The organism is Laspinema palackyanum D2c, assembly GCF_025370875.1.
GTDB lineage: Bacteria > Cyanobacteriota > Cyanobacteriia > Cyanobacteriales > Laspinemataceae > Laspinema > Laspinema palackyanum.
On the sequence record NZ_JAMXFD010000019.1, the window covers coordinates 78,771 to 104,611 of the forward strand.

18 protein-coding genes are annotated in these 25,841 nt (G+C 48.3%); 7 read left to right on the top strand and 11 right to left on the bottom strand.

From position 1 onward, the window contains the following. Positions 1-107: 107 nt before the first annotated feature. From NG795_RS19800 to NG795_RS19830, 7 genes are all read left to right on the top strand, one after another. On the top strand, positions 108-662 hold the full coding sequence (locus tag NG795_RS19800; protein ID WP_367290372.1) for a hypothetical protein: 555 nt from the start codon (positions 108-110) through the stop codon (positions 660-662). Between the two features lie 30 nt (positions 663-692). Continuing rightward, positions 693-896: a hypothetical protein gene (locus tag NG795_RS19805; RefSeq protein WP_367290373.1), complete on the top strand. Its 204-nt coding sequence runs from the start codon at positions 693-695 to the stop codon at positions 894-896. Between the two features lie 219 nt (positions 897-1,115). After that, the gene (locus tag NG795_RS19810) at positions 1,116-1,565 is read left to right on the top strand and encodes a DUF6335 family protein (RefSeq protein WP_367290374.1); all 450 of its coding nucleotides are present in this window, start codon (positions 1,116-1,118) and stop codon (positions 1,563-1,565) included. 402 nt (positions 1,566-1,967) lie between these two features. Further along, the gene (locus tag NG795_RS19815) at positions 1,968-3,410 is read left to right on the top strand and encodes an MFS transporter (RefSeq protein ID WP_367290375.1); all 1,443 of its coding nucleotides are present in this window, start codon (positions 1,968-1,970) and stop codon (positions 3,408-3,410) included. Positions 3,411-3,476: 66 nt separating this feature from the next. Beyond that, positions 3,477-4,742 (top strand): extracellular solute-binding protein, encoded by a 1,266-nt coding sequence (locus NG795_RS19820; protein ID WP_367290376.1) that lies wholly within the window; start codon positions 3,477-3,479, stop codon positions 4,740-4,742. A 74-nt stretch (positions 4,743-4,816) separates the two neighbouring features. Beyond that, on the top strand, positions 4,817-5,746 hold the full coding sequence (locus tag NG795_RS19825; RefSeq protein ID WP_367290377.1) for a carbohydrate ABC transporter permease: 930 nt from the start codon (positions 4,817-4,819) through the stop codon (positions 5,744-5,746). Positions 5,747-5,772: 26 nt separating this feature from the next. Next, positions 5,773-6,600 carry a carbohydrate ABC transporter permease gene (locus tag NG795_RS19830; protein ID WP_367290378.1) on the top strand — a complete coding sequence of 276 codons (828 nt, stop codon included), beginning with the start codon at positions 5,773-5,775 and terminating at the stop codon, positions 6,598-6,600. Between the two features lie 46 nt (positions 6,601-6,646). Here the strand turns inward: NG795_RS19830 and NG795_RS19835 are convergent, their stop codons facing one another. The 11 genes from NG795_RS19835 to NG795_RS19890 form a co-directional block, all read right to left on the bottom strand. Then, entirely contained in the window at positions 6,647-7,318 is a 672-nt protein-coding gene (locus NG795_RS19835; RefSeq protein ID WP_367290379.1) for a Fe2+-dependent dioxygenase, read from the bottom strand. A 198-nt stretch (positions 7,319-7,516) separates the two neighbouring features. Next, positions 7,517-7,783, bottom strand: a complete 267-nt coding sequence (locus tag NG795_RS19840; protein WP_367290380.1) for a hypothetical protein — start codon at positions 7,781-7,783, stop codon at positions 7,517-7,519. A gap of 217 nt (positions 7,784-8,000) precedes the next feature. After that, positions 8,001-8,132: a hypothetical protein gene (locus NG795_RS19845; protein ID WP_367290381.1), complete on the bottom strand. Its 132-nt coding sequence runs from the start codon at positions 8,130-8,132 to the stop codon at positions 8,001-8,003. A gap of 236 nt (positions 8,133-8,368) precedes the next feature. Continuing rightward, a complete protein-coding gene (locus NG795_RS19850; protein WP_367290382.1) occupies positions 8,369-9,646 on the bottom strand; it encodes a response regulator in 1,278 nt (425 codons plus the stop codon). Positions 9,647-9,775: 129 nt separating this feature from the next. Then, positions 9,776-11,866 (bottom strand): hybrid sensor histidine kinase/response regulator, encoded by a 2,091-nt coding sequence (locus NG795_RS19855; RefSeq protein WP_436836068.1) that lies wholly within the window; start codon positions 11,864-11,866, stop codon positions 9,776-9,778. Between the two features lie 412 nt (positions 11,867-12,278). Next, positions 12,279-12,464 (bottom strand): hypothetical protein, encoded by a 186-nt coding sequence (locus NG795_RS19865; protein ID WP_367290383.1) that lies wholly within the window; start codon positions 12,462-12,464, stop codon positions 12,279-12,281. 244 nt (positions 12,465-12,708) lie between these two features. Continuing rightward, entirely contained in the window at positions 12,709-13,047 is a 339-nt protein-coding gene (locus tag NG795_RS19870) for a cupin domain-containing protein (RefSeq protein WP_367290384.1), read from the bottom strand. A 17-nt stretch (positions 13,048-13,064) separates the two neighbouring features. Then, positions 13,065-13,886, bottom strand: a complete 822-nt coding sequence (locus tag NG795_RS19875; RefSeq protein WP_367290385.1) for a PHP domain-containing protein — start codon at positions 13,884-13,886, stop codon at positions 13,065-13,067. Positions 13,887-14,046: 160 nt separating this feature from the next. Further along, entirely contained in the window at positions 14,047-16,596 is a 2,550-nt protein-coding gene (locus NG795_RS19880; RefSeq protein WP_367290386.1) for a sensor domain-containing protein, read from the bottom strand. Between the two features lie 646 nt (positions 16,597-17,242). Beyond that, a complete protein-coding gene (locus NG795_RS19885; protein WP_367290387.1) occupies positions 17,243-19,843 on the bottom strand; it encodes a penicillin acylase family protein in 2,601 nt (866 codons plus the stop codon). Positions 19,844-20,205: 362 nt separating this feature from the next. Beyond that, a complete protein-coding gene (locus NG795_RS19890; protein ID WP_367290388.1) occupies positions 20,206-24,858 on the bottom strand; it encodes a PAS domain S-box protein in 4,653 nt (1,550 codons plus the stop codon). Positions 24,859-25,841: the final 983 nt, after the last annotated feature.

Genomic DNA, 25,841 nt, shown 5'->3' on the forward strand with positions numbered 1-25,841 from the left:
CTCTAATATAGCGAGTCTCAATTATTCGGGCAAGGCTGAAGGAGTAAGAGCATTGGAGATTTCTTCCTCCATTTTTCTGATTTTTTTAATTAAAACAACTTAAACCGATGACTTATTTCAGTGGATTAAAAGAATTTATCGCCTCCTGGGACGATCGCTTTGTGGATGAAAACCCCGCCGAAACCTTTCGGGAAAGTCCCCTCGGCAATATCAACACTGATGGCACTGCCGCTTGTGCAGATTCCCCGATTTTGTCTAAATATCATCGCAAGTTTAAAAAATCCATAGAGCCCGGTGTCCGAGATTTAACTATTGCTTTAATTCTTAAATTTAATTGTATTACTTATTCCAGTTGTCAAGGGCATTTGGCAACTTCAAAATCACAGATGCGGCCTCGATATGTAGGGATTCTTCCCCGGGACTTGACTGAGTATCATTCCTTATTTGAGCAATTAAAAACTGTGGCAGATTTGACCAATACTCGGTTAGCCCAAAATCCGGTGCAAGTTGTCCTAACGCCGGATACCCTAGAATCGGAAAATTGCGTTATGCCTTGTTTTAATCTGTTTTTTATCTCCCAATCTGCCGATGAAGCCACCTATTTTCAAGAAGTGGAAGGGGTGTATCAAACCTTTTTAAAATTAGTGAGCGATCGCGTATAATACTAAACCGATGAATTTGGGATAATAACGATGACAGAAATTCCTCGGCCCTTGAATGATGATGAACTGAAGGACTGGCAGTTACGACTCAATGAAGCGAACCGCCACAATATTTTTTGCCACTGTCGTAATTGTGGGGAAGAATGGGTTGATTCCTTTGCGGATGTCCCTTGTAAATCCTGTGGCAGTGACGATGTAGAGCATCTTGCCTGTTGGCAGTTTCCTGATGGCTAATTGAAGGGAGTATCCGGTTATTTTAGTAATTCATGCGGCTCAAGGGTTAATAAAATATGCCCTGGGGTAGAAGTTAAACCCCTGAAAATCAGCTAGGCTTTACAAAAGCAGAAAAAGTTGGTTTGGGTTTTATAACGGTAAAACCTAACTCCTAAACTAGCGGAGATTGATTTGTACTGAAAAAATCTCCCAAGCTTTGTTGATATTAAAGGGATAATTATGACTAAAAATAAACAAGAAAAACTGAGAAATTTGGCCGAAGAAGAGGGCAGTGTAGAAGATTTGCCCCAAGGTGAGACTGAATCTTTGGGAACGGGAATAGCGAATCCCCCTGGCGCGAATATTGGCGGTCGGAACATGGAAAATAAGATGAAGCAATACACTCATACCAGTCCAGAATTAACGGGTGGGGATGTGGATGCGGCATGGTCCGAAGCTCAGAATGTTGGGGATGAAGCAGTCGGGGGAACGGCACCAACTCCGGACCAAAATATTGTAGATCAAATCGGTAGGGCAGCGGGAGTGGAACAAGACGATCGCCAAGAGTTAGGCGTTCGCGATGAGTTGTCAGAACGAGATGAGGAACGCTGGGAATTAGACCCTGAATCCTCAGAAGAGTATGAAGTCCGGCGCGATAGTGTAGTGGGCGATCGCCTCGGTCAACTGTAGGAAGTGAGCAAAATTTTACATTAAGGAGCGATGGTTTGAGCGCTCCTTTTTTATGGCATTGTAGTTAGAAACCGGGTTTTTTATTTCAATTTTTTGCCTTGTCAGCAAAATTGGGCAGTAGGGTGGGCATTGCCCACCTGCACAGAAAGGTGGGCAGTGCCCACCCTACTTTTAACTACAAGAGTAAAATAGGTTTTTTACAACCGGATTTGGTATCAGCAAAATTGGGCAGAAACCCGGTTTCTTGTCCTTTTGCCGGGGAATTCGGAATCTAAAATCCTCCTACCTCCCTAACCCCGAGCAAATTTCCCTCTCTAGTCGGATTGGCATTCCCGGCCATTTTTTTTAGACTCTAAACACTTCAGAGATTGCATCAACAGATTAAATTTCCCTAAATCTGCTATGACCCAGAGTAAACTGACGATCGCCTTTCCTCTAAAAAAGCCTCTATTTTCCGAATACCTTGCCGAGAATTCCCTAATTCTTCCTAATGGGAAACGCTCTAAACCGGCGATTCGCACCAGCTTACAAGCTTCTACCCTCGATGGTGTGTTTGCCACGTTTTTCTCCTGCGCTACCGGGGGGGTCTTGCTGAGTAATTTTTTGCTGGATCTCGGCGCAAGTAACGTGGAAATTGGGTTACTGGCAGCAATCCCGATGTTGGTGAATTTTCTGCAACCTGTGGGGGCCTATTTGGGCGATCGCACCACGAGTCGTCATTGGTACACCCTCTCGATTTTCAGCATTTCCCGCCTGCTGTGGCTGTTTTTACTTCTGGGAATTGGCTGGTTTCTCGTGGATCCCAGGCAAGCTCACCATCTGATTGTGGGAACCTTGGCGATCGTCGCCCTCACCCATATTTTAGGGGCCCTCGGGAGTCCCTCCTGGGTGAGTTGGATGGCGGCATTAGTCCCCGATCGCCTACGCGGGCGTTACTTTGGCTTTCGCAACAGTGCCGCGAATCTCACCAATTTGCTGGCGATGCCAATATTGGGGGTGATGGTGTCCCAATGGGATGGAGGGACCATTGAAGGCTATGGGATTATCTTGTGTGTGGCGATCGCCGCTGGCATCATTAGTTTATGCTTCCAGTTTTTGATGGCAGATGTTAACCCCCAAATTTGGGGCAGTGATAGCCAAAGTCTCCCCACACCTGAACCCACTCCCCCCTCCGGGGCGATCGCCCTGCCCAGTTTTTTAAAAGATAAAAATTTCCGGATATTTCTGCTGTATTTTGGCGGTTGGATGTTTGCCGTCAACCTCAGCGCCCCATTTTTCAACCTCTATTTACTCAAAGATTTAGATATCGATGTCAGTTGGGTGACCCTCTACAATAGCCTTGGTGCCGGTGCCAACTTGCTGATGCTCCCAATTTGGGGAAAATTAGCCGATCGCCTGGGAAATCGTCCCCTCTTACTCTTCGTCGGTATCCTCGTCGCGATCACCCCGGTGCTCTGGTTGGTAACGGGAACCCAGGGGATACTCTTATGGATAGGATTGCCCCTGTTACACCTAATTAGTGGCGCAACTTGGGCAGCCGTGGATCTGTGTGGCAGTAATATCCAAATGGAAATCGCCCCGGCGAAACAGCCTTCGAGTTATTTTGCGATCGCCGCTGCCGTTAGCGGTTTAGCCGGTGCCCTCGGCACCACCCTCGGCGGATTGCTCGCCACTCAATCTGCCTTTGGCGGATTCGTTGGCTTATTTGCCTTCTCTGCGCTCTTGCGACTGTTAGCCCTGCTTCCCTTGCTATTCCTCCAGGAACCGCGCAGCCAAAGCCTCCGCCAGATACTTGACAACCTTGCAAGTTTTTGGTTAAAACCCCGGTTAAATTCTGATTCATAAGGGCATAATAAAAAAGTAGCGGCTATTACATTCAGGACGGCCCAGCTTTACCCGAGAGCAGGATTTATGTCAAAACTTTATCGGCTTCTGTGCCAGTGGGCGATCGTCCTGCTGCTGGTTCTCAGTCTCACCGCCTGCGGCAGTTCCCTGGAGGAAGATGTCACCACTCTCACCCTCAGTGGGTGGCAAAGTAGTCCCGTAGAAAAACAGCTTCTCGAACAGCTACTCCGAGATTTTGAAGCCACCCACCCCCATATTAAAGTCCGGTATGAAGTCATCACGGATCAGTATTCTGATGTCATCAAAACCCGATTAATTGGGGATGCGGCCCCGGATATCTTTTATTTAGATACCCTAGAAGCACCCTTACTGATGCATCGGGGCGTATTAGAACCCCTCGATCGCTATATCACCCCAGAATTTGACCTCAAAGATTTTCAACCGGCGATGCTGAATGCCTTTAAATATAAGGGCAAAATCTACGGTTTACCCAAAGATTTCTCCACCCTAGCGCTCTATTACAATACCGAATTTTTCCAGGAAGCAGGGTTAAGTGAACCGCCCAAAACTTGGGGGCAATTACAGGAGTATTCTGAAGCATTAACCCGGCGACGGAATCGCGATCGGCGCATCCAACGCTATGGCTATGGCATGGTTCCCGAATTAACCCGTCAAGCCTTTATGATTCGTGCCTTTGGCGGGCAATTTGTCGATCGCAAAGGCTTCGCGGCATTTGCTCAACCCAAAGCCTTAAAAGGACTCGCCCCCGTTATCGAACAATATCAACAAGCTCGCACCGCAGGCATCCCCTCCGATACCGGCGCAAGTAACGTCAGCGAAATGTTTGGACAGGGAAAAGCCGCAATGGTCCTTGATGGGAATTGGGCGATTCCTTACCTACAAGAAACCTTTCCTCGGATTTCTTTTGCCATTGCCCCCGTCCCGACCATTAATGGCAAAAAAGGGACAATGGCCTTTACTGTTGCCTACGTCATGAATAAACAATCTACCCACAAAGAGGAAGCCTGGGAATTGATTTCTTATCTAACGGGAAAAGAAGGCATGAAAGCTTGGGCGAGTGGGGGATTAATCTTACCCACCCGCAAATCAGTCCTGGCAGAACTGGGATATCCGAATAATCCCCTCTATGCGCCCTTTGTCGCCGGTGCCGACTATGCTACCCTCTGGCAAGCGGGAGAAAATTTGTCCCTCGTTACCCAAAATTTTAACAACCAGTTTCTCAGTGCTTTATTAGGGGAACAATCTTTATCAGAGGCGATGAAAAAAGCCCAAGGGACTGCCAACCAGGAAATTAAAGCGAGTTTGTATTAATTCACGGGAATTAAGGCCGTCCGGTCCTCAGCCAAAGACCTCCCTAAACTATGACTAGCATCCCCCTCAAATCTATGCCAGCCTCTTCTTTGAATTCCGAGGCTTCTCGGTCTAAAAAAACTCGGAGTTTTCGCTTTTCCCCTTCCCTATCCGGTTATCTGTTTATCACCCCGGCTTTAATGATTTTAGGGGTGTTTTTGGGGTTGCCGATTTTGTATGCGATTTTCCTCTCGTTTCACAAAGTTGAGATTTTAGGGGAAATGAGCTATCGGTTTGTCCACCTGCGGAATTTTACCCGATTGGTGGACGATGGACGGGTTTGGATTGCCTTGAAAAATACGGCAGAATATGTGGCGATCGTTGTTCCCATCCAGACGTTCATTGCCTTAATGTTAGCCTTGGTTCTGAATGCCCAAATTCGCGGAAAAAATCTGTTTCGGGTGGTGTTTTTCCTGCCAACGATTACCTCATCGGCGGTGTTAACCCTGATTTTTATGTGGATTTACAATGCCGATGGGCTACTGAATCATTTTTTAGAGGGGTTTGGTTTACCGACTTACAATTGGTTGGGAGACCCAAATATTGCCCTGAAATCAATTATGATTATGAATATTTGGGCGAGTGCTCCCTTTTTCATGGTGATTTATTTGGCAGCCCTCCAGGATATTCCCGAGTCCCTCTATGAAGCGGCCAAAATTGATGGGGCGAATGGTTGCGATCGCTTTGTGAATATTACGTTGCCTTTACTCAAACCTGTGACCTTTTTTATCATTGTCATGGGCATTATTGGCACGTTTCAACTTTTTGACCAATCCTATATTTTCTCCGGAGGGTCCGGCGGTCCCAATAATTCTACCTTGACGGTGGTGTTGTTGATTTATCAGTATGCGTTTAAGAGTTTAGAAATGGGATATGCGGCTGCCTTAGCCCTCTTATTAGCAACGGCGATCGTCTTAGCTACCCTGGTACAACGGTATCTGTTTAAAGAAGATATGCCTCAGTAATCGTCATCATAGGAGACTCACGGAGAATGAAGCGAATTTCTGGATTAAAAGCGCTGCTGTACGGATTCTTAATTCTGTATGCGATCGTCACCTTTATTCCCTTTGCCTGGGCAATGTCGGCATCCTTTAAACCCTTAGCAGAAATTGTGGAAGGAGGGATGAATTTTATTCCCAAAAATTTCACCCTGGAGAACTATCAATCCATCTTTACCCGAGAACGCCTATTCGGGCGATGGCTGTTCAATAGTGCCTTTGTAGCAGTTTGCGTTACGGGGTTTAATATTGTCTTTAATTCGATGGCAGGCTATGCCCTAGCCCGAATTCCCTTTCGAGGCAATAGGCTGGTTTTTGGGATGATTTTAGCGGTATTAATGATTCCCGGACAAATCACGTTGATTCCCACATTTCTAATTTTAAAATCCTTGGGTTGGTTGAATACTTATCAAGGGTTAATTGTCCCCAGTATGGTCAATGCGACGTTTATTTTTATGATGCGTCAGTTCTTTGTGAATTTCCCGAAGGAACTGGAGGAAGCGGCAGCATTAGATGGATTGAATCGATGGCAAACCTTTTGGAAGGTGGTAATGCCCTTAGCAAAACCGGCCCTAGCTGCTCAAGCTATTTTTATTTTTATGGGAAGCTGGAATAATTTTTTCATGCCCTTAATTGTGGTATCCAGTCAGGATATGTTTACGTTACCGTTGGGGTTAAATACGTTTAAGGGTCAATATATCAGTTATTGGAACTATATCATGGCCGCTTCAATGGTATTTACGTTACCCGCATTGGCGATTTATGCCTTTTTTAATCGTTATTTTGTGCAAGGGGTAACATTTACAGGGAATAAAGGGTGAGAATGCTCCACTGGACTACATCTGGCAGTAATTTGGAGAATTTGGCTTAAATTTCCGCCCATTGGCGCAGTAAGTTGGCATGGGTTTTGCACAGTAAATCGAATTCTACGGTTTTGCCATATTGCTCAAAGATTGACTTTCTAACCGTATCAAGTTCAAAGAGAATTTCCCGTTGTTGAACATCGCGAACCAGACTTTGAACCCAAGTCACCGCAGCGAAACGAATCCCCTGGGTTACTTCCGTAACTTGATGGAGAAAAGTAGAAGGATAAACAATCATTGATCCTGCCGGGAGTTTAAAAGATTGTTCACCAAGACTGGTATCGATGACTAATTCACCGCCTTCATAGGTATCTGGCTCGCTGAGAAATAGGGTTAGGGAGACATCCGATCGCACCAATTCTCCATCGCCCATAATGGCATTATCGGTATGCCAACCATAAGACATTCCCGGTTCATAACGACTAAACAAAATTGGCCGAATTTTTTGGGGACGCACGGAGGCTTTAAAGAGGGGATTTTGCAAGAGCGCATTATGCACAATTCCCCTGACTTTTTTGGCGTCCTCTGTATCGGCTTTCAATTGATAGTTATCTTTAACAGTTTTCGCATACCTACCCGCCGTAAGTTTACCTTCAACAAATTCACCCTCTTTTAGAATGCGCTGAATCTCGTCTAACTGTTCTGGGGTGAGAACTTGCTCAATACATAAAATCATGGAATTAAGGCCAAATTTAGCTAAAAAAGATTGATGATTTCATCTGGCTCAAAGAGTTGAGAGCATAGATAGGGATACCCTAGCCCTGATATTTAATTCAAGACTAGGAAAATCCCCGACTCAATCAAATCGTTATTATCAGATGATGCTTAAGATGGTTCAATCGTTGCTCCGAAACGAAACAACAGTGGCAATGCACTAAGATTCACCACCTTCACCACCTTGGTTCTCTTGGTTCTCTTGGCCCTCTTCGCCACCTTCGCCATCTTCGCCACCTTCGCCATCTTCAGTTGCACCTGGATTGGGAGTAGTCGAAGCTGGGTTTGTGGGAGCGCCGCCCTCTTCTCCAGCATCTTCAGTGGTAGGAGCTGGGGGCGTTTGTTCTGCTTCGGGCTGACCGGCACAGGCCGCCACGGTTGTCGCTAGACCAAGACTCAGAAATAGTGCAACAGCTTTAGATTTCATAGTTAATTTGTGATCGTGATTAGTGGGGGTCAGAAGTGATTATAAGCTAATTATAGGAAACAAATAGTAAAAATCTGGGAAGGAAAAGAAACCGGGTTTCTGCGATAACTTTGGCTGAAAACCGAGATTGAATTAAGAAAGCCGGTTTCTAGGCCCCGCCGCAGTTTCAGCGCGATCGCACTGGTCTTTACCCTATTTCATCTAGGGCTATTTGTCGCTATGCCGCGCGATCGGGGGCTTGGGGATCCATGCGAGCCAATCGGAGCAGATCGTCAACCCGTTGGCTCATTTGCCCTGACGCACTGGCGATCGCACCAGAACTGCGTTCATCATCTTCAATTAACAACATTGTTATATCAAAAAGGAAAGGATAACCTCTTTAAGCTTGGGGGTGATATTTTATTAATTTATTCCTGGGTTTAACTATTATTTATAAAATCCAATAATCCTCGCTTTATTTTTTGCGAACACCTGACTAAAACCGTTGCTAAAAAAAAGAACATAACGACTGAAATCGTTACTAAGAACATGAAAAAATAACGGCAGCAAGTCGTTACTAAGAAAAAAGAAAGGAAGGGTCAGAAGTTAAAATGACTTTTTGGTGGGATGGATGGGAATGATGACTGCGAATTCTGTTTCTTGACCGGGTTCGGAATGGACTTCTAATTTTCCTCCGTGTTTATCCACAACGATTTGATAGGAAATGCTTAAACCGAGACCTTTCCCAGCACCTACATCTTTAGTGGTGAAAAAGGGGTTGAAAATATTAGAGACTGTCTCTTTGGGAATGCCGATCCCATTATCGAAAATCCGAATTACTGCATGGGAAGGGGTGCGGGTTTCGGTACAGATGCGAATCCGGGGGGGTGGGGAGTTGGAGTCGGGTTGATTCCTGGGGTAATTTTGTAGCTGGGTGCGTTTTCCCACGGCATCGATCGCATTGTTGATCAGGTGAAAAAATACTTGATTGATATCACTAGGATAGCATTCCACCCGAGGTAATTTTCCATAGTTAATCTCGGTTTCAATCCCTTCTAAACGCCCTTTTAAAATAGAGAGCGTACTATCCAACCCTTCATGGAGATCCACATCCTTCAGTTCAGCTTCATCCAGATGAGAAAAAGTTCGTAAGGATTCCACGATTTCTCGAATCCGCTTGGCCCCTCGTTTCATGGATTCTACCAGGGAAGGAAAATCGACCATTAAAAATTCTAAATCCAATTCCTCCGCTGCATCTTTAATCTCGGGCAAAGGATTGGGATAGTGTTGTTGAAAAAGTTGAATAAATTCAACCAATTCTCCCATATATTTCGCAGCATGATTCAAATTGCCATCAATAAAAGTTACAGGATTGTTAATTTCGTGAGCAATTCCCGCCACCATTTGACCAATTGACGACATTTTTTCGCTTTGAATTAACTGAGCCTGGGTTTGTTGTAAATCCCGTAAGGTTTGGCTGAGTTGTTGATTGGATTGGCTTAATTGTTGCTGGGAATGATACAGTCTAAGTCCCGCCCTGACCCTGGCTAAGAGTTCGGCTGGATTGACGGGTTTGGAAAGAAAATCATCCGCCCCAGCATCGAGTCCTTGAATACGGTCCTCTAAATCGACTTTCGAGGTGAGTAAAATAAAAAAGGTTTGGGCTAATTCGGGGTTGGATTTGACGATGCGACAGACTTCTACACCATCAAAATAAGGCATCACCCAATCGCAAATAATTAACGCAGGATGAACTTCCAGGGCAAGTTTTACCCCTTCTTCCCCATCTTTGGCAACGGTGACTTCATGGCCTTCTAATTTTAAGTCTCGTTTGAGGAGTAAGCGCGTGGCAGAATCATCATCTATGACTAGAATTTTATCCATAAGATTGAGGAAAATTAATCATAATTTTTAGGCCCGTCTATGGGTCAGAATATCATACCTTAAAGTTCGAGACAATCCCAGTTTAAAGGGGCACAGAAGTAGCGGGGGCGTCACGGGTCATGGCAGGGTTTAAGGCTTCTTTTTCGGCAATTTTGCCTGGACAGATTCTGAGAACTGGTCGTTGAGGCTGGGGGTGAGGTTATTCAGGGGAAACCGAGGTAAGATGACGGTTAAAGTTGTGCCGCCCGGTCGTTTTTCATCGCTCACTTCACTCTGTACGGAAATTTCTCCGCCATGAATTTCTACACACTTTTTGACAATGGCTAGTCCCATGCCGGTGCCGGAAATTGTACCGACGTTCCGACAGCGTTGGAATGGCTCAAACAGATGGGGCAAGTCTTCCGGGGGAATGCCAATGCCCCGATCTTTGACGTGAAAGATGGCGAGATTTTGGCGATCGCACAGTTCCAGTTGAACTGCCATCCCTGCTGGGGAATATTTAAGGGCATTTGAGAGTAAATTAGTCAGGATATGCCGCAGTAATTTTTCATCCATACAGGCGGCGAGAGTCGGTTGGGAAAGGATTAACTCAAGCCCATGTAAACCATTATCAATAAACTGCATATCCTCGACTAATTGCTGACAAAACTGAACCAAGTCTAAGGGCTTGCGGTTGCATTGCAGGTTTCCTGATTCGGCATGACCGATTAACAGGACATCATCAATCATTTGGGTCATCGTGACGGAAACACTTTGAATCCGTTGGATGGCTTGGAGCTTTTTATCACCTTTGGAGTCGGGAAAGTCTTCCTGGTAATATTCCAGTAAGTCAGCGGAGGAAAGAATAGTGGTGAGGGGAGTGCGAAATTCATGGGAAACCATTGATACGAAGTGAGTTTTGAGCTGATTGAGTTCTTTTTCTTTCGCGAGAGCTTTTAGGGTTTCCTCTTCGGCTTGCTTGCGTTCGGTGACATCTCGCCCAACCGCTTGAAACTCAACGAGTTCATCTCCGGAAAAAACAGCGCGTTCGGTCCAGTGATGCCATCGCACTTCTCCATTGGGTAAAACTTCGCATTCTTCTCGATTGATCACGGGCTGGTTAACAACATCGCGCTCAAAGTGGGGCCGAAAGGGAACCACAGAGCCTTCCATCAGTTCGTCTCGGGTCATGGTTAGATACCGAGAGTAGGCATCATTGATGAAGGTAACGGTCCCGTCTGGAGCAAAGCGACAGATAAATTCAGTTTGGTCTTCTATAATCGCCCGATAGCGGGCTTCACTGGCTCTCAGGGCGAGTAAGGCAGCGGAGCGATCGCGATGCAGGCAAATCGCTGCGGCTGCCGCCCGCAAAATCGGCAGCAGGGAATCCAGATCGGCGATCGCACAATTCTCAAAGCCGATAAATCCTACTAATTCATCCTTGAGGGTGAGGGGTAACATCAACAAGGAATCCAGGTGCGCTTGTTCCAATATCTCCCGTTCTCCTTCGGGAAAATCGCTCACTTTCCCCGCCACAATTTCGCCCTTGTGGAAGCTTTCCATCCAGCGCCAGGGTAAGGGATTGGGCGGGATTAGACCCTCAGATTCTGGGGACTTCTGTTGACTCAGGTTTCCCGTGGGTTCCTTTGCACACCACTCGCATAACACCAGGGGCTCGATTCCCGCCTGATCCTGATAGAGTTCGCTCATATAAGCACGACTCGCTTGCGCCGCTTGTCCGAGAGGGGCGAGCAACTGGATATAGGAGGAATTGGCTTCTTCCGGGGTGGAATCTACAGCACTTAATAACTGTTGTTGAACTTCTACTAGGGCCGATAACTGTTGATTGGCTTGGCTTAATTGCTGGGTTAATTGGCGCAGTCGCAATCCTGCACGAACTCGGGCCAGTAATTCATCACTTTCTATCGGTTTGGAGAGAAATTCATCAGCCCCAGAATCCAGACCTTGAATGCGATCATCGACTTGTCCCCGCACGGTGAGGAGGATAAAAAAGGTGGTGGCTAAGATCGGGTGAGCTTTGATGCGGCGACAGACTTCCACGCCATCCACGAGGGGCATCATCCAGTCGCAGACGATTAAATCCGGATGCAGTTCTTCCGCCAGTCGCAGTCCTTCGGCTCCATTTTTAGCCAAGGTTACCTCATATCCCTGCATTTGGAGGTTCCGTTTCAGGAGTAAGCGAGTTACCCCATCATCATCTATAACGAGTATTTTTGACATGAGTAGGTGGCGGTAGAATTGGACAAAAGACACAGGACAAAGGACAAACGACAAAGGACAAACGACAACAAAGCCTGAACCCTTCTTCACTGTACATTTTTTCCGATGTTTATTCAAATTTCAATTGATTTTCGGCCCTCATTTTGGGTGGGATAGAGCCTCTTTATCCAGGCGATCGCCTGGGGCTGACAAGGGATTAGACGGGCCAATCCCTGACCCATTTCTCAATTGGGTTTAAAATCGTTTTCAGTTGTCCCACCAGTTTATCGGCCTCCTCAAAATTCTTCTCTTTGGGTTGCTTTTCTAGGTTAGCAGCTAGTTTCCGTATGGCGATCGCCGCAATGGTGGCGCTTCCCCCTTGAATTTGCTGTGCCTTACACCCGAGGGTGACGGCATCGCCTGGGATGAGAGCTTAACTGGCATCTTTCCGATCCGGTTTGCTATCCTCAATCCATGCGGTGAGCAGTTCCACCGCAAACTGGCGATCGCTTCGGGCAATCTCTAATAGATGTTTTTCCTCACTCCAATGTTCCCCACTCCATGACACCGATTCTGGGGATGGGTCGGGTGCGGGTCCCTCGGTGGCCGTCGGGTTCACGGGGGAGGCGATCCCATGCTCCGGGCTACGGTGGCTCCACTGTCGGCTCCCCGTGGTCAATCTTTTCCAAAAATCGGTTTCGTGAGATCATCATCCATTGGCCCAGCGATCACTGTTATCCGACCCAATCCTCACTTATTCTCCGGTTGAGGCGGTGACTATAAGTAATCTCCTGGCAAATTTTTGTAAAATCCCCCTCTTAGCCTCGGCGATTGACTATAAATCCGGCCTAATTATTCTAAATTCATCCCACTTTTAAGCCAAAATAAGTTAAAATTAAATCCCCCGAACTATTATTCACCACCTCATGAACATCTCCCGGTTCTATCGCAATGCAAGTTCCCATTTCTATGGGATAATCGGTGCCATTGACGCGAATTAATCCCGATCCTTGGGAAACAAAAAATACCTCACACATATCCGCATGAGCATGGGCAGCAGCCACTTGACCGGGGGCAAATTTTGCCTGGGAAAAATTGGTGAGGTGGGGCAGATCTCCCGCCTTTAGCATCACTTTTTTTTGAATCTCCCGATTATGAGAAACCGATTCCGGGGGCAGATGGGTTAAGGATGTAATTTTCACCGAATTTTTTCTCCAATTTAACGCAACTGTTGAGCGGCTGCTTTGATGGGTTCCAGCAACTCTAAGGACAAATTAAATTGATTGAGGTGGCTGGAGTGTTTCCCATCAATACTCGGTCCATGATAGTCACTGCCTCCGGTCATCAATAGCCCATATTCTGCACAAAATTCTTCTAATTTCTGGACTTGGTGAGGGGTATGATGAGGATGATAGACTTCAACACCCATTAAACCCGCTTCGACCATTTCTTTTAAAACCGTTTCCACAGGTCCACCGCGAAATAAATAGGGATGCGCCCAGACGGGAACTGCACCACAACTCCGCAACAGATTAATCCCATCTTGAATAGAAAATTTTTCATAATGAACGTAGGCGGGTTTGTCTTCTCCAATCCATCGTTCAAAGGCTTCTTGACAGGTTTTAATATAACCGGCTTTGAGTAAAGCTGCGGCGATATGGGGACGTCCGGGGGCCATTCCACCTGTTGAGGGAGGTAATTCCACGGGATAGCCGAGGGCGGCTAATTTGTCGAGGGTTTGTTGTGCCCGGTCAATTCGGCCTTGCAGTCGTTCGTTTAAAGGCTGTTGTAATTTTTCCCGGTCGGGATAAAAGCCTAAAATATGCAGCGATCGCCCGTTATGTACGGTACTCAGTTCTAGCCCAGGCACGATTTCGAGCGCTACAGATTCCGCAGCGGCGATCGCTTCGGGCCATCCGGACATGGTATCATGGTCGGTAATCGCTAACGCCCGGACCCCTGCGGCCAATGCCTGTTCCACCAGTTCAGTCGGGGTCAAAGTACCATCAGAATAGGTCGTGTGACAGTGAAGTTCTAGCATAATTTAATTCTACCTAAAATCGCCCGGTGATTGCTTCTTCAGTTCTTCAAAATTATAGCCGATTCCCTGACTCCGGGAAGGGAGAAACCCCAGTGGGATTACCGGACCGTTAAACGGGTCAGGTCGCTTTAAGTCAGAATTAAGTCCCGAGGGGCCGAGGTTATCCGTTGTTAAAAATCTGATGTTCAGATAAAATCAGGTTTAAAGCGGCTTCACTGTCTACAGGTTTAGAGAAAAAGTACCCTTGAGCGTAATCACAATCCAGGGTTCTTAGGAGTTCGACCTGTTGGGCGGTTTCGACCCCTTCGGCGATCGCATCCAAACCGAGGGTGTGAGCTAACGCAATGGTGGTCTGGACGATTTCACAACTTTCATCTAATCCGCGCATCCGGCTGACAAAGCTGCGGTCAATTTTGAGGGTATTGAGGGGCAATTCGTGCAACCGCGCCAAGGAAGAGTAACCTGTTCCAAAATCATCAATGGACAGATTAATTCCCAAGGCTTGAATCCGGTCCAAAAGTGCTAAGGCGGACCCGGTATTTTTGAGAATCACACTTTCGGTAATTTCCAACTTTAAGTAACGGCCACAAATCCCGCTGGAGCGCAGGGTCTGCTCGATCCGTTCAATGGTACCGACTTGACCAAAGTTGACTCCCGAAACATTCACGCTCATGGTCAACTCTGCGGCGGCTGGATATCGCTGTTGCCACCACCCCAACTGACGGCAGGCTTCGGTCATCACCCAGCGGTCGATCGCCCCAATCTGTCCGGTTTCCTCGGCGACGGGGATAAATTCCCCGGGAGAGACGAGACCCCGAGTCGGGTGATGCCAGCGCACAAGGGCTTCAAATCCCACAATGTGGCCCGTCGCGAGGGAAACGATGGGCTGATAGTACACTTGAAAGGGTTGGCTTTCTGGGGGGTTGGGATGGACGGTATGTGCGATCGCCCGTTGCAGATCGGTTTCCAACTGTAACCGAGCGATCGCCCCTTCATGCATATCCTGGGCAAAGGAGACAGACTGGCCCTGACCTTGCTGTTTGGCGTAATGAAGGGCAGTATCGGCGTCGCGCAGGAGTTCCCCTGATCGCTCATACCCGCCGTTATCGAGGGCAATGCCGATACTCACGGAGGAAAAAATTTCCTGTTCGTCTAGGGAAAAGGGAAACCGCATGGCGGATTGGATGCGATCGGCAAGCTGGGTAACCTCGGCGAGGGCGGTGATATCATCTAGCAAAATGGCGAACTCGTCCCCCCCAATGCGAGCGAGGGTCGCCCCGGGATTTAAACAGGACTGGAGGCGATGGGCGGTGGCAATCAGCAGGCGATCGGCCACCCAATGACCTAGGCTATATTTGACTATTCGGAAGCGGTCGATATCCAGTAACAGGACGGCGACTTTGGGCGATGACACTTTCCCCGGGGATGCCGATGCGGTGGCGCGGGACTGGTTGTGAGCATCCTGCATGGCGATTCCCAGGCATCGGACGAATGAACAGCGGTTCGCCAATCCCGTCAAGGGATCGACGAAGGCATAACGCCGCAGGAGATCTTTGATATGCTTGCGATCGGTGATATCCCGCGCCACCCACAGAACCTGCTCGCTATTGAGGGGAGAGACTTTGCCGGAAAATGTTACCGGACGATCGCCCAGGATGATTTCATACTCTAACTCAAAGGTCTTTTGTTCCCGGATTGTTCTTTGGATGTAGTCTAAAAAGCGATCGGCTAAGAATGACTCAAAAACCTCATGGAGTGTTTTGCCCAAGAGTTGGGAGGCGGCACTTTGTAGCAAAGGAGAATCGGTCGGCAGAATTTTTAGATAGCATCCTCGGGCATCAAACAACAAAACTACCTCATTAATGGCATTTAAGAGGGTGTTCATTTCGGTTTTCAACGCTTCCAGGGTGACCTCACTCTGCCAGCGATCGGTGATGTCTTGCACCATTGAGAGAATTCCGGTAAATCGGTTGGGGTCGTTAAACAAGGGGGTATTATACCACTCACAGACAATCTTCTGCCCCGACTTTGTGAGGTTTTCGTTAATGCTATGGGCGTTGAGGTCCCCTTGGGTGAGACGCTGCAACAGTTGGGCAACCTGCGATCGCGTTTGGGGGGGGACGATCAGATCCGAGGTCTGGCCCAGCACTTCCTGGCTACTATACCCAAACAGTCGTTCGGCCCCGGCATTCCACCCCAGAAAGCGACCTTCGGCATCCAAGAGAATATGTGCGATGGGCAGTCGCTGGATATGGAGTTGCAAGAATTGGAGTTCGGGATTTTCGGATTTGCTGCTTGTCGGGAACAATGGCTGGAGTTGAGGCGCTTCTTCGGTCCTAGGGCGCAAACTCCGAAACGACTGTTTTGCTATTTCCTGTGCTATAGTTAAAGTATAGTCCGCTTCTCCCCCATCCAGGGAGTCATGAAGGAGCTCAGAGTTGTCCCGGGGGACGGATGGAGCGGCCTGTTGCCCTGCGGCGGTTAAGCGTGATTTTCGGTGGCGGGTGATCGCCCAATAAAGCAATGCAAAACTTGCCAACCCCACAGTACAGACCCACCCTAACCCCCCGACAGGGGTCAGGGCGATCGCCTCCGGTATCAGCCTGACTTGGAACAGTTCTGAGCAGACTAGGCAAGGACAGGTCCAGACGATCACTTGATCTGGACCAGAGAAGTTTAATTGCCATTCATCGGCGCTATCTCGTTTCATAAGCTTTCGCTGCTTCTTTAAAAATGCGTCCAAATTTTGTGAGCGAGCAAAATAATAGATATGCAGTAAGGTTCCTGATCTGAGAAACCCCTCTATTTTCAGAGAAAATGCCGTCAACTTGTTCAGATTAAAAGGAAACTTTAAATTGGATTTTTGCCTTCTATCCAGATTCAGCCATTAGTCGGGGCTATTCCCTTGCCGGGGGTTCCCCTCCGCGAGCGGATAGAGTAGAAAAACTGGGGGTTTTTATTAAATGTTTTCCGTCAATTATGCACCTCCTTGATAGAATTTTACTTGCTTTTTTGCCCATTCTCGCCATTCCGGGTGGGGAGAGACTACCCCTGATTTTTAGAAGTTAGTTGCGACAAGCGCTGGAATGACTTTTAAATTTTAGCAGATTTTTGACTTAATTTAAGATGTGTAACACCCTCCATCTGAGAATCCAGGAAACCCTTTGATAGGAAACAATCAATTGATTAATAGCGATTGAGTTGAATATCCAGGCGATCGGCGGTTTAGAGCAGATGGATCTTCCTTTAAATCAAACGTTGAGGAGAATCCATCTCCTCTAGGGACTGAACCCAGAGGTGAGGGTCACCCTTTCCCCGGATGGCGATCGCCTCTCTTGTTCTAACTTCCCCCTGCACTAATTCGGAAGCAAAATTAGGGTATCTCTCGTATTCGATTCGACCCCAGAACGACTGCTCACCAGAGGATGATAGTCCAGATTGCCCCACAGCGGTATCAAATCACTATAATGACGATGGAAAGCATGACCGGATTGCCCCGTAGAGGTGACAGCAACAGAAGCATCCAAATCGCTCAAATTCACAATCATCCGCATGGATGGAATCCAAGTGGCCTCAAAGGATTTTCGAGCATTCCAGGCTGTTGCATTCACAATGGCATTCCCACCGGATATCGGTACGCCACCCCGATTAAAAATTGCCTCAAGGGGAGCAATTCCCGACTGACCTAAACTTTGATTTCTAAAAGTCACCTGATGCAAATCTCCCCATTCCCAACCCTGGGGATTTTTGCCTAAGCGCTTTTCGAGTTCGGCCACCGCTTCGCCAAAGGCTTTTTGAAAGATGAAATCGCGATTTTCTACTGCCGGAGTCAGAACATTATCCCACCAAAAACTATCGGGATTCTCAACTAAATCGCCAATGACTTTTATCCATCGCTGACCGCCATTAGGCCAAAAATCTACTAGAAAATTGTCATGAAATGTTGCGGATAATAAGTTATTCCAAAATGTTTCAAAAAGAGCTGCACCAAAGCTGTGCTTATCCATCTGCAAATCCCAATCTTTTAATAAATCTCGACTCCTTTCTAGGTGGGAATCCTCGAAGGTCAGATTCAGTAAAATAGGGACTAACCTTTGAGCATTAAGATTATAATTATCTCCTTGAATTTCTCGGAAGGATTCAAAATCAAACCCCGTTTTCTTGGTGTTCAACAGTTCCAAAATCCGTTGGGCGCGAAATCCATAATCCCAATCTTTGGTAATCACATAAGGATAACTCTCATCAACGACTGCATTATTCGCCGTGACAATATAACCGGAAGGAGGATTGAAGGTAAAGGGGAGTTCCTCAAAGGGAATATAGCCCTTCCACTCCTGTTCATCGGTCCAACCGGGTACGGGATAGCGACCATCACTCTGGGTTCTCATGGGAATTTTCCCGGGCATTTGATAGCCAATATTCCCGTCTATATCGGCATAGAGGAGGTTTTGGGCCGCGATATCAAAATCCTGGGCCGCCTTGCGGAAATCCTGCCAATTTTGGGCTTGATTCAGTTGGAGAATAGCGGTAAATAGACGGGCCGGTTCTAAACCCGTCCAGCGCAAAGCGATCGCATAAATGCTGGGGTTAATGCTGGCTAAGTCCGGAAGCAGCAAGGGTTTGAGCTTAGGATAAGCTTCTGAGAGAATTGGGCCATGTCGGGTGTAGCGAACGGTTTGTAATTGCGTCTTTCCCCCTGCAATTTGAATGGTTTCGGTGACCTGATCCATGTCCACCCATTTCCCATTCACTTCATACTGATTGGGATTTTCAGGATTAATTTTTTCGATATAAAGGTCCATCGTATCGGCCCCAACATTGGTACATCCCCAGGCGATGCGATCGGTGTGACCAATGATGACTCCGACCATGCCAGCGAAGGAAAACCCGGTGATATCATAGGGACAATCTGGAGTTTTAGAAGTACAATGCAGACCCATTTCATACCAAATTGAAGGCATTTGTACCCCTAAATGAGGGTCATTGGCTAACAAGGGTTGGCCGGTGGGGGTTTTGGCACCGGAAACCACCCAACTGTTAGACCCGATTTCCCCGCCTCGGGGACCTGTGAGGGTAGCCAGGGCGGATAGTTGCTCAGAAACTGAGTTGAAAGTTGGGGAAAGTTGCGAGGCGATCGCCGCCATAGAAACTCCCGTTTCTCTTGATGGAATTTCGCCCAACTGATTCCGGATTAAATCACTGTCCCCTTGGGCAATTTTCCAATCGGGTATAATAACCGGAGCTTGATTAGAATAGGGGGGAAATAGTTCATCCACCTGTTCCGGAGAATAGGTTTGGAGTAAGACACCCCGTTCGATTTCTTCATCCAGATTTGTGCCTAAATCCCAAGCCATCACCTTCGCCCAAGTTAGGGTATGTTCCGGTTGCCAAGGTTCCGGTTGATAGCTGGCATTCATTACTTTTAAAACGCCATATTCTAAACTTAAATCAGTGCCATGATGTTCTTGGAGATAGGCATTGACCCCTTCGGTATAAGCGGTTAAAGGACCTAGGAATTCATCGGGTAAAGTTTGGAGTTCTTGTTGAGCAATCCTGGCCCATCCTAGGGTGCGTAAAAACTGATCGGTTTTCAGTTGGGATTCACCGAAGAGTTCCGAAAGACGACCGGCACCGAGATGTCGCCAAAAATCCATTTGCCAAAAGCGGTCTTGGGCATGAATGTAGCCTTGTGCTAGAAATAAATCATGAGAATTTGATGCATAAATATGGGGAATTCCATAGCCATCCCGTCGCACCTCAACGCGATCGCTCAGTTGGGGTAACAGAATCTGGCCCGATTGTTGTGGCCAAGAATCGGTTACCCAATATAAGGTTAGGGAGGTCACTGTAACGGTGAGAATTACAGCGATCGCCCCGAAGATTTGCAAGACTTTACGAAACTGGGGTATCATCAAATCAACGCTACCATGAGAGTGTAATGCAAATTCGTCAGTCAAAGACCGGGTTGAGGATGAGACCGAGGGGCTTGGGCGGGATAGCCGTACCCATCTAGGACTCCGTTAGGTGTAACAACCTTTCAGATTTTTAACCCCTCTCAACCCCGGGCAGAAAACCGAAATCCGCTGTCAGACACTTCAAGAGGATGGGAGGTTTTTCCTGATCAAGGTAGGGTTCAAACCTAGCCCTGTCAAGGTGGCCAATTTATAAGGCAACCCCTAAAGGGATAAGGACAAACGTTCGTAGTGACTCCTTGAGGAGTCAAAAAACCACCCCTAAAGGGTTTACTACAAACGGTTGAGCGCGTTTTACCACCTTGATCAAGGTAGGGTTCAAACTCGGGCCATCTGTGGGACCTGCTTTATCCCTTACTTGCCAAATTTTTGACCACTGTAATCAGACGAGCCGGTTGAATCGGTTTAGAGATATGCTGGTGAAAGCCAGCATTCAGAGCGCGAGCCCGATCGCTATCCCGGGCATAAGCAGTGAGTGCCAATGCGGGAAGAACCGGCTCAGAATCGGACTCCTGACTTCTCACTTGTTGGATCAAAGAATAGCCATCCAATTCCGGCATTCCAATATCGCTCACCAAAACATCCGGTTTTTCTGACTCGATCGCCGCTAATGCCAGGGTTGCCGATGAAACACCCCGAACGATCGCCCCAGCCATTTCCAGAGTAGCAATCAAAAACTCCAGGGTATCCGCTTCATCCTCCACCACCAGCACGCGCAACCCCGCTAAGGGAACATCATCATCCGTGGGGTCCGAATGGTCCAAAATCAGCTCAGAAACATCCCCCACTGTTTCGTTCCCCTCTGTGCGTTGTAACAGCGGTAAAGTCACCGTAAACGTTGCGCCCTTGCCGATTCCCTCACTGTAAGCCCGAATACTGCCCCCATGCATTTCCAACAAATGACGGACGATCGCCAAACCTAAACCCAACCCCCCGTAAGAGCGCGTCGTCGTACTATCCGCTTGACGGAACCGCTCAAACACAAAGGGCAAAAACTCCGGTGCGATCCCCATTCCCGTGTCCGCCACTTCCAGAATCGCAAAATTGCGCGATCGCCTCAAGAGCACCTCCACCCGTCCCTCACTTGGCGTAAACTTAATCGCATTCGAGAGCAAATTCCACACCACTTGCTGAATCCGATTAATATCCCCAGAAACCACCCCCACGGATTTTTTGACCGTTTGAATCAGTTGGATCTGCTTCGCCTCAGCACTCGGACGCAAAGACTCAATCGCCGAGGCGATCGCCACACTCAAATCCACAGGCTCCAAACTCAGAGCCACTTTCCCCCGCAAAATCCGGGAAACATCGAGTAAATCCTCAATCAACTGGGTTTGCACCCTGGCATTGCGCTCAATCGTCTCCAATGCTCGCTCTGTCGTCGCTTCATCAAACTTGCGCGTGCGGAGTAACTGCGCCCAACCCAACATCGCATTCAACGGCGTTCGCAACTCGTGAGAGACGATCGCCAAAAATTCGTCCTTCATCCGGTTAGCTTCCTGGGACTCACGATACAACCGCGCATTATCAATGGCAAACCCCGCCCGCCGCGCCAACTCCTCCGCCAACATCAGGTCCTCGGGTTTGTACCGACGCCCGACAGAAGCGAGATTAAAGCTAATCGCACCCAAAGTCCGACCCCGAGCCAGCAACGGGACAATAGTGCAGGACACACAGCCCAGTTCCCGCATCAGTCTGAGATGTTCAGGATCCCGAGCTGCTGCCACTCGCATTTCATCCGTCAATTCCGGAATCAGGATCGGCTTACCCGAGGAGACAACCTGGACAATTCCATCGTCATGATTTAAGTCCAGAGGATAATACTGTTCCATCTCACCCAACAACGCCTCTTTCGCCCGATCGGTATGAGCCATTGCCAATCCGGCGATTTGTCCGCCATCCTCCACAATATAAATCACGCAGTAATCGGCGATCGTCGGAACCACCAGATTCGCCAAACTCTTGAGGGTGGTGGGGTAATCCAGAGAGGAAGCCAGAACTGAAGAGACTTCCGCCAGGAAATATTGCCGTTGTTCCGCTTGCTGCCGTTCGGTGATATCCCGTCCCACACCGACAATTCCCGTGACTCTCCCCTGGCGATCGCGCAGGGGAGAGAGAGAGGTTTGACAATATTGAGTCCCGGCATCCGTCTGGAAACTCCATTCATAGATAACGCTCTCCCCAGCCAGGGCTTTTTGATTCGCATGGTTATGAATCTCCGCTGCTTGCGAACCAAACAGGTCCGCAGCAGTTTTGCCCAGAAAGTTTTCCGGCAGGATCTGGGTGCGCTCAAACCATCGGCCAAAAATCGCCGTATGCCGACCCTGACGATCCAACGTGAATACGATGTCATCCATCGAGTTGACCAAGGTGCGGAAGCGGTCCTCACTCTCGCGCAGCGCTTCTTCCGCTTGCTTGCGATCGCTAATATCCGCCAAGATGGATAGGTAGCTGACCTGAACCTTGGCATCCCGCAAGGGGGCCGTCCAGATCGCCACATCAATTTCTTTGCCCACTTTAGTCAGACGACGAGCTTCCGCGCCCATTAAGGGATTCCCCGCGAGGGTAGCGGAAATATTTTCTTGTAACTCACCTCGTTTTGCGGAGGGGATACCTGGGAATTGACGCCCGATCGCCTCCGATTCACTCCAGCCCAAAATCCGCTCAGCGCTGCGGTTCCACATTTTTACCTTACCTGTCGGATCCAAGACCATCACCGCCAAGGGGCAAGCTTGAATCAGGGCGGTGAGGGTTTGGTTGGTTTCCTGTAACGCTTCTTGGGTTTGTTTGAGATCAGTGATATCGCGACTGATGCAGATCGCATGGTCCAGGGAGCCATCGATCGCCTGTTCCGGAACCAACCGAGATTGATAGTATCGCGTTCCCTTCGGGGTGGGTAAATAGCCCTCGACAATCCCCTCTTGTGCCGTGGCGAGGACCTCGCTGACGCTTTGTTTCCACAAAGCATCAATTTCTTCGGGGAATCCCAACTCAGAAAAAGTTTTGCCGATAAAGGCTGTCTGAGAGATGCCAGTCACTTGTTCGATCGCCTGATTGACATACTGATAGCGCCCTTCGGAATCCATCCTAGCGATGATATCCGGGGCATTTTCGGCTAGGGCCTTAAATTCCTGTTCCCGACGGTAGAGTTCCTGTTCGATTTGCTTGCGTTCGGTGATGTCCATACAGACCCCGATCAAGCGATCGCCATTTTTGGCCTTATCCGGGAGTCGTTTGCCAATACTAGCAACCCAGGCAACGGTGCCATCGGGTTTCACCACTCGGAATTCCACATTAAAATCTTGACCGCGTTCCATCGTAGCGATCGCGTGAGCATTGAATCGCACCCGATCATCGGGATGAACGATTTTGATTAAGCTATTGTAGGTTCCGCCAAAGCTACCGACTTCCAACCCCAACAAGCGATCGACAATATCAGACTGGGCAATTTTGCCCGTAGCGATATCCCAATCCCACATTCCCATGTGGGCCGCTTCCAAAGCGAGGCGGAGACGTTCTTCACTTTCGCTTAAAGCCGCTTGAGCTTGTTTGCGTTCGCTTAGGTCCAGAACAAAGCTAATCCCCATATTGGTGTAGTCTTGGAGCGGCACTTGGCCCATCAAAACCGGGACGCGACGACCATCTTTGCGAATTAATTCCGTTTCTGTGGGGGTGGCCACTCCTGCCACCAGACCAACCGTCATGTCCTCATCGTCGCTGAGATTAAAGGGGTTGAGATTCTGCCAAATCACCCGACGCGATCGCAAATCATCCGGGGTGTAGCCCACAATATTTAGAAACGCATTGTTGGCTTCGCTAATATTGCCATTGCGATCGCCAAACACCAATCCAATCAAATTCGACTCATAGATGTGCCGAAATCGTTCTTCACTCACCCGGAGGGCTTCCGAGGCATACCGACTTTCCGTCACATCCATGCAGACCCCGAGGGCCCGCTGGGGCTTGTCATCCTGATCCAGCAAGACTTGACCCTTACATAACACCCAACGGATGCCCAGATGGCCTCTAGGAATTCTAAATTCGATTTCATAATCGGCACGATTGGCGATCGCCTCTTGAACCGCCTGCTCGAAACTGGGGCGGTCTTCGGGATAAATCCCTTGCACAAAAGCTTCATAAGTCCCATCAAAGCTGCCCTGGTCGCTGCCAAAAATCCGCGCCACCATCGCCGATCGCTTCACCTTGCCCGTTTTGAGGTTCCACTCCCAGGTCCCCATTTGAGCCGCATCTAAAGCTAATTTACTCCGCTGTTGGGACTCACGCAGGCTATCTTCCGCCTTCCGTTGCTGGGTAATATCTTCAATAAACGCAATAAATCCTTTCACCTGTTGGTGGTGACCCCAGTCAGGAACGTAGGTGGCGCGAATATAACGAGACCCTCCCTCTTGATAGGGAATTTTGGTTTCATAAGTCACTGACTGTCCGGATAATGCCACCTTGACATAAGGCCGAATCACTTGATAGGCACCCTCTCCCAGAATCTCCTTGAGGTGCTTCCCGGACAGGGAATCCCGCGAATGTCCGAACCAGTCTTCGTAGCGTTGATTGTTGAAACGATAGAGTTCTAAGGCATCTACATAAGAAATTGCCACAGGTAATGAATCCGTCATCACCTGCAAAAATTCTTGTTTTTTTTGTAATTCCTGTACAGCGGCACGTTTAGACTCTTTGAGGGAATGAATCAGAACCGTGACTAAACTTAATACCGCGACCCATATCAGATCGCCCCATTCGATGCTCCAGGTAAAGGGGGAGTTTTTAAAAAAATGGTCAATCGTCGCCACGGAGAGCAGGGTGGCAAATAACCCGGGACCGATTCCGCCATATCCAGCCGTCACTGCCACCGCTGCAAAAAACAGGATGGAGGGAGTCAGTTGAATCAGTGGGAATAGCAGTTGAGTCAGCACCAGTGCGATCGCCACCGAGCCTGCGGCAACACCATAATTCAGCAGATGGGAGCGCTTGTATTTCCTGAACATATTCCGCCCTCTGAGTTAGCTAGCCCGCGCTCTGGGCAGGAGCCTTACCTGCGCGTCCATATTTGCAGCAACGTCTTTTAGTTTAGCGTGGGGAGCGATCATGCCTCGACTATGAGTTTAAGGTATTTCTGCCCCGGGAGAGATTCCCCATTCGGTCATCCCTAATCATCCAGTAGTCTTCTTCGCTGTTTATAGGACCTGACCGATTCCCTTCATTGAGGTTCCTAATCAAGGGTGGAAGAGTTGGGCAATCTCTAGTATTTTCTCGCTGATGTATCCTCGGTTTTTCCATTGGTTTGTTAGTCGGAATTTCCGCCATCTGAATTGATTTTAATTTTATCATTTTTTAAGCAGATTTTCCGGCCACTCACCTCGGGAGTTCCTGCCCGAGGAGCGTTGAGGCCGTTCACTCCTATAGGCCCGTTCAAATCATTCTGCTGGTCAATCCAAGACAATCACATTTCCATTTTGGCGAAAGAGAGTAGCCGAGAATTGTCCAATTCATAGAAACTCACTCTCATGCTTCAAAGGATAGATTTCCGGTCAGCCGGTGGCGAGCAACGGAAGGATTAATCATCATCCAAGGCGAGTGAATCATCGCGGAGGCCATTGTCAATACCTAGGCCGAACTCCGGTGCATCCCGGGACAGATTGCTCCGATTCAAACTCCTCCTCTTCTATTTTAGATCCCCGACCCTTTTTAAGGAAGAGAGGTCTGACACCGGGTTTCCAATGGAAGGCGATCGCCTGATGCAACTCAGGAATTACCCCAGGCGATGGCAACTGCCAATCCTCAAATCAACCCCTTCATCCCCAGAAGGACAGAGCATCCTGTAACGACCTGTCCCTCCCGTCAAAATTGGGAATTTTTTGTCAAAATCTTGATCGAGGTGATGGGTAAGACCTCGCGGGAATCAAAAGAATCAGCGCTCAACCACCATCCCAGTGGATTCCCGTCAAAAATTGCTCAAAAAATTGCTCAA

Coding starts and splice junctions, on each gene's coding strand:
- NG795_RS19800 (WP_367290372.1), top strand. CDS start 108: ATGACTTATTTCAGTGGATTAAAAGAATTTATCGCCTCCTGGGACGAT.
- NG795_RS19805 (WP_367290373.1), top strand. CDS start 693: ATGACAGAAATTCCTCGGCCCTTGAATGATGATGAACTGAAGGACTGG.
- NG795_RS19810 (WP_367290374.1), top strand. CDS start 1,116: ATGACTAAAAATAAACAAGAAAAACTGAGAAATTTGGCCGAAGAAGAG.
- NG795_RS19815 (WP_367290375.1), top strand. CDS start 1,968: ATGACCCAGAGTAAACTGACGATCGCCTTTCCTCTAAAAAAGCCTCTA.
- NG795_RS19820 (WP_367290376.1), top strand. CDS start 3,477: ATGTCAAAACTTTATCGGCTTCTGTGCCAGTGGGCGATCGTCCTGCTG.
- NG795_RS19825 (WP_367290377.1), top strand. CDS start 4,817: ATGCCAGCCTCTTCTTTGAATTCCGAGGCTTCTCGGTCTAAAAAAACT.
- NG795_RS19830 (WP_367290378.1), top strand. CDS start 5,773: ATGAAGCGAATTTCTGGATTAAAAGCGCTGCTGTACGGATTCTTAATT.
- NG795_RS19835 (WP_367290379.1), bottom strand. CDS start 7,318: ATGATTTTATGTATTGAGCAAGTTCTCACCCCAGAACAGTTAGACGAG.
- NG795_RS19840 (WP_367290380.1), bottom strand. CDS start 7,783: ATGAAATCTAAAGCTGTTGCACTATTTCTGAGTCTTGGTCTAGCGACA.
- NG795_RS19845 (WP_367290381.1), bottom strand. CDS start 8,132: ATGTTGTTAATTGAAGATGATGAACGCAGTTCTGGTGCGATCGCCAGT.
- NG795_RS19850 (WP_367290382.1), bottom strand. CDS start 9,646: ATGGATAAAATTCTAGTCATAGATGATGATTCTGCCACGCGCTTACTC.
- NG795_RS19855 (WP_436836068.1), bottom strand. CDS start 11,866: ATGTCAAAAATACTCGTTATAGATGATGATGGGGTAACTCGCTTACTC.
- NG795_RS19875 (WP_367290385.1), bottom strand. CDS start 13,886: ATGCTAGAACTTCACTGTCACACGACCTATTCTGATGGTACTTTGACC.
- NG795_RS19880 (WP_367290386.1), bottom strand. CDS start 16,596: ATGAAACGAGATAGCGCCGATGAATGGCAATTAAACTTCTCTGGTCCA.
- NG795_RS19890 (WP_367290388.1), bottom strand. CDS start 24,858: ATGTTCAGGAAATACAAGCGCTCCCATCTGCTGAATTATGGTGTTGCC.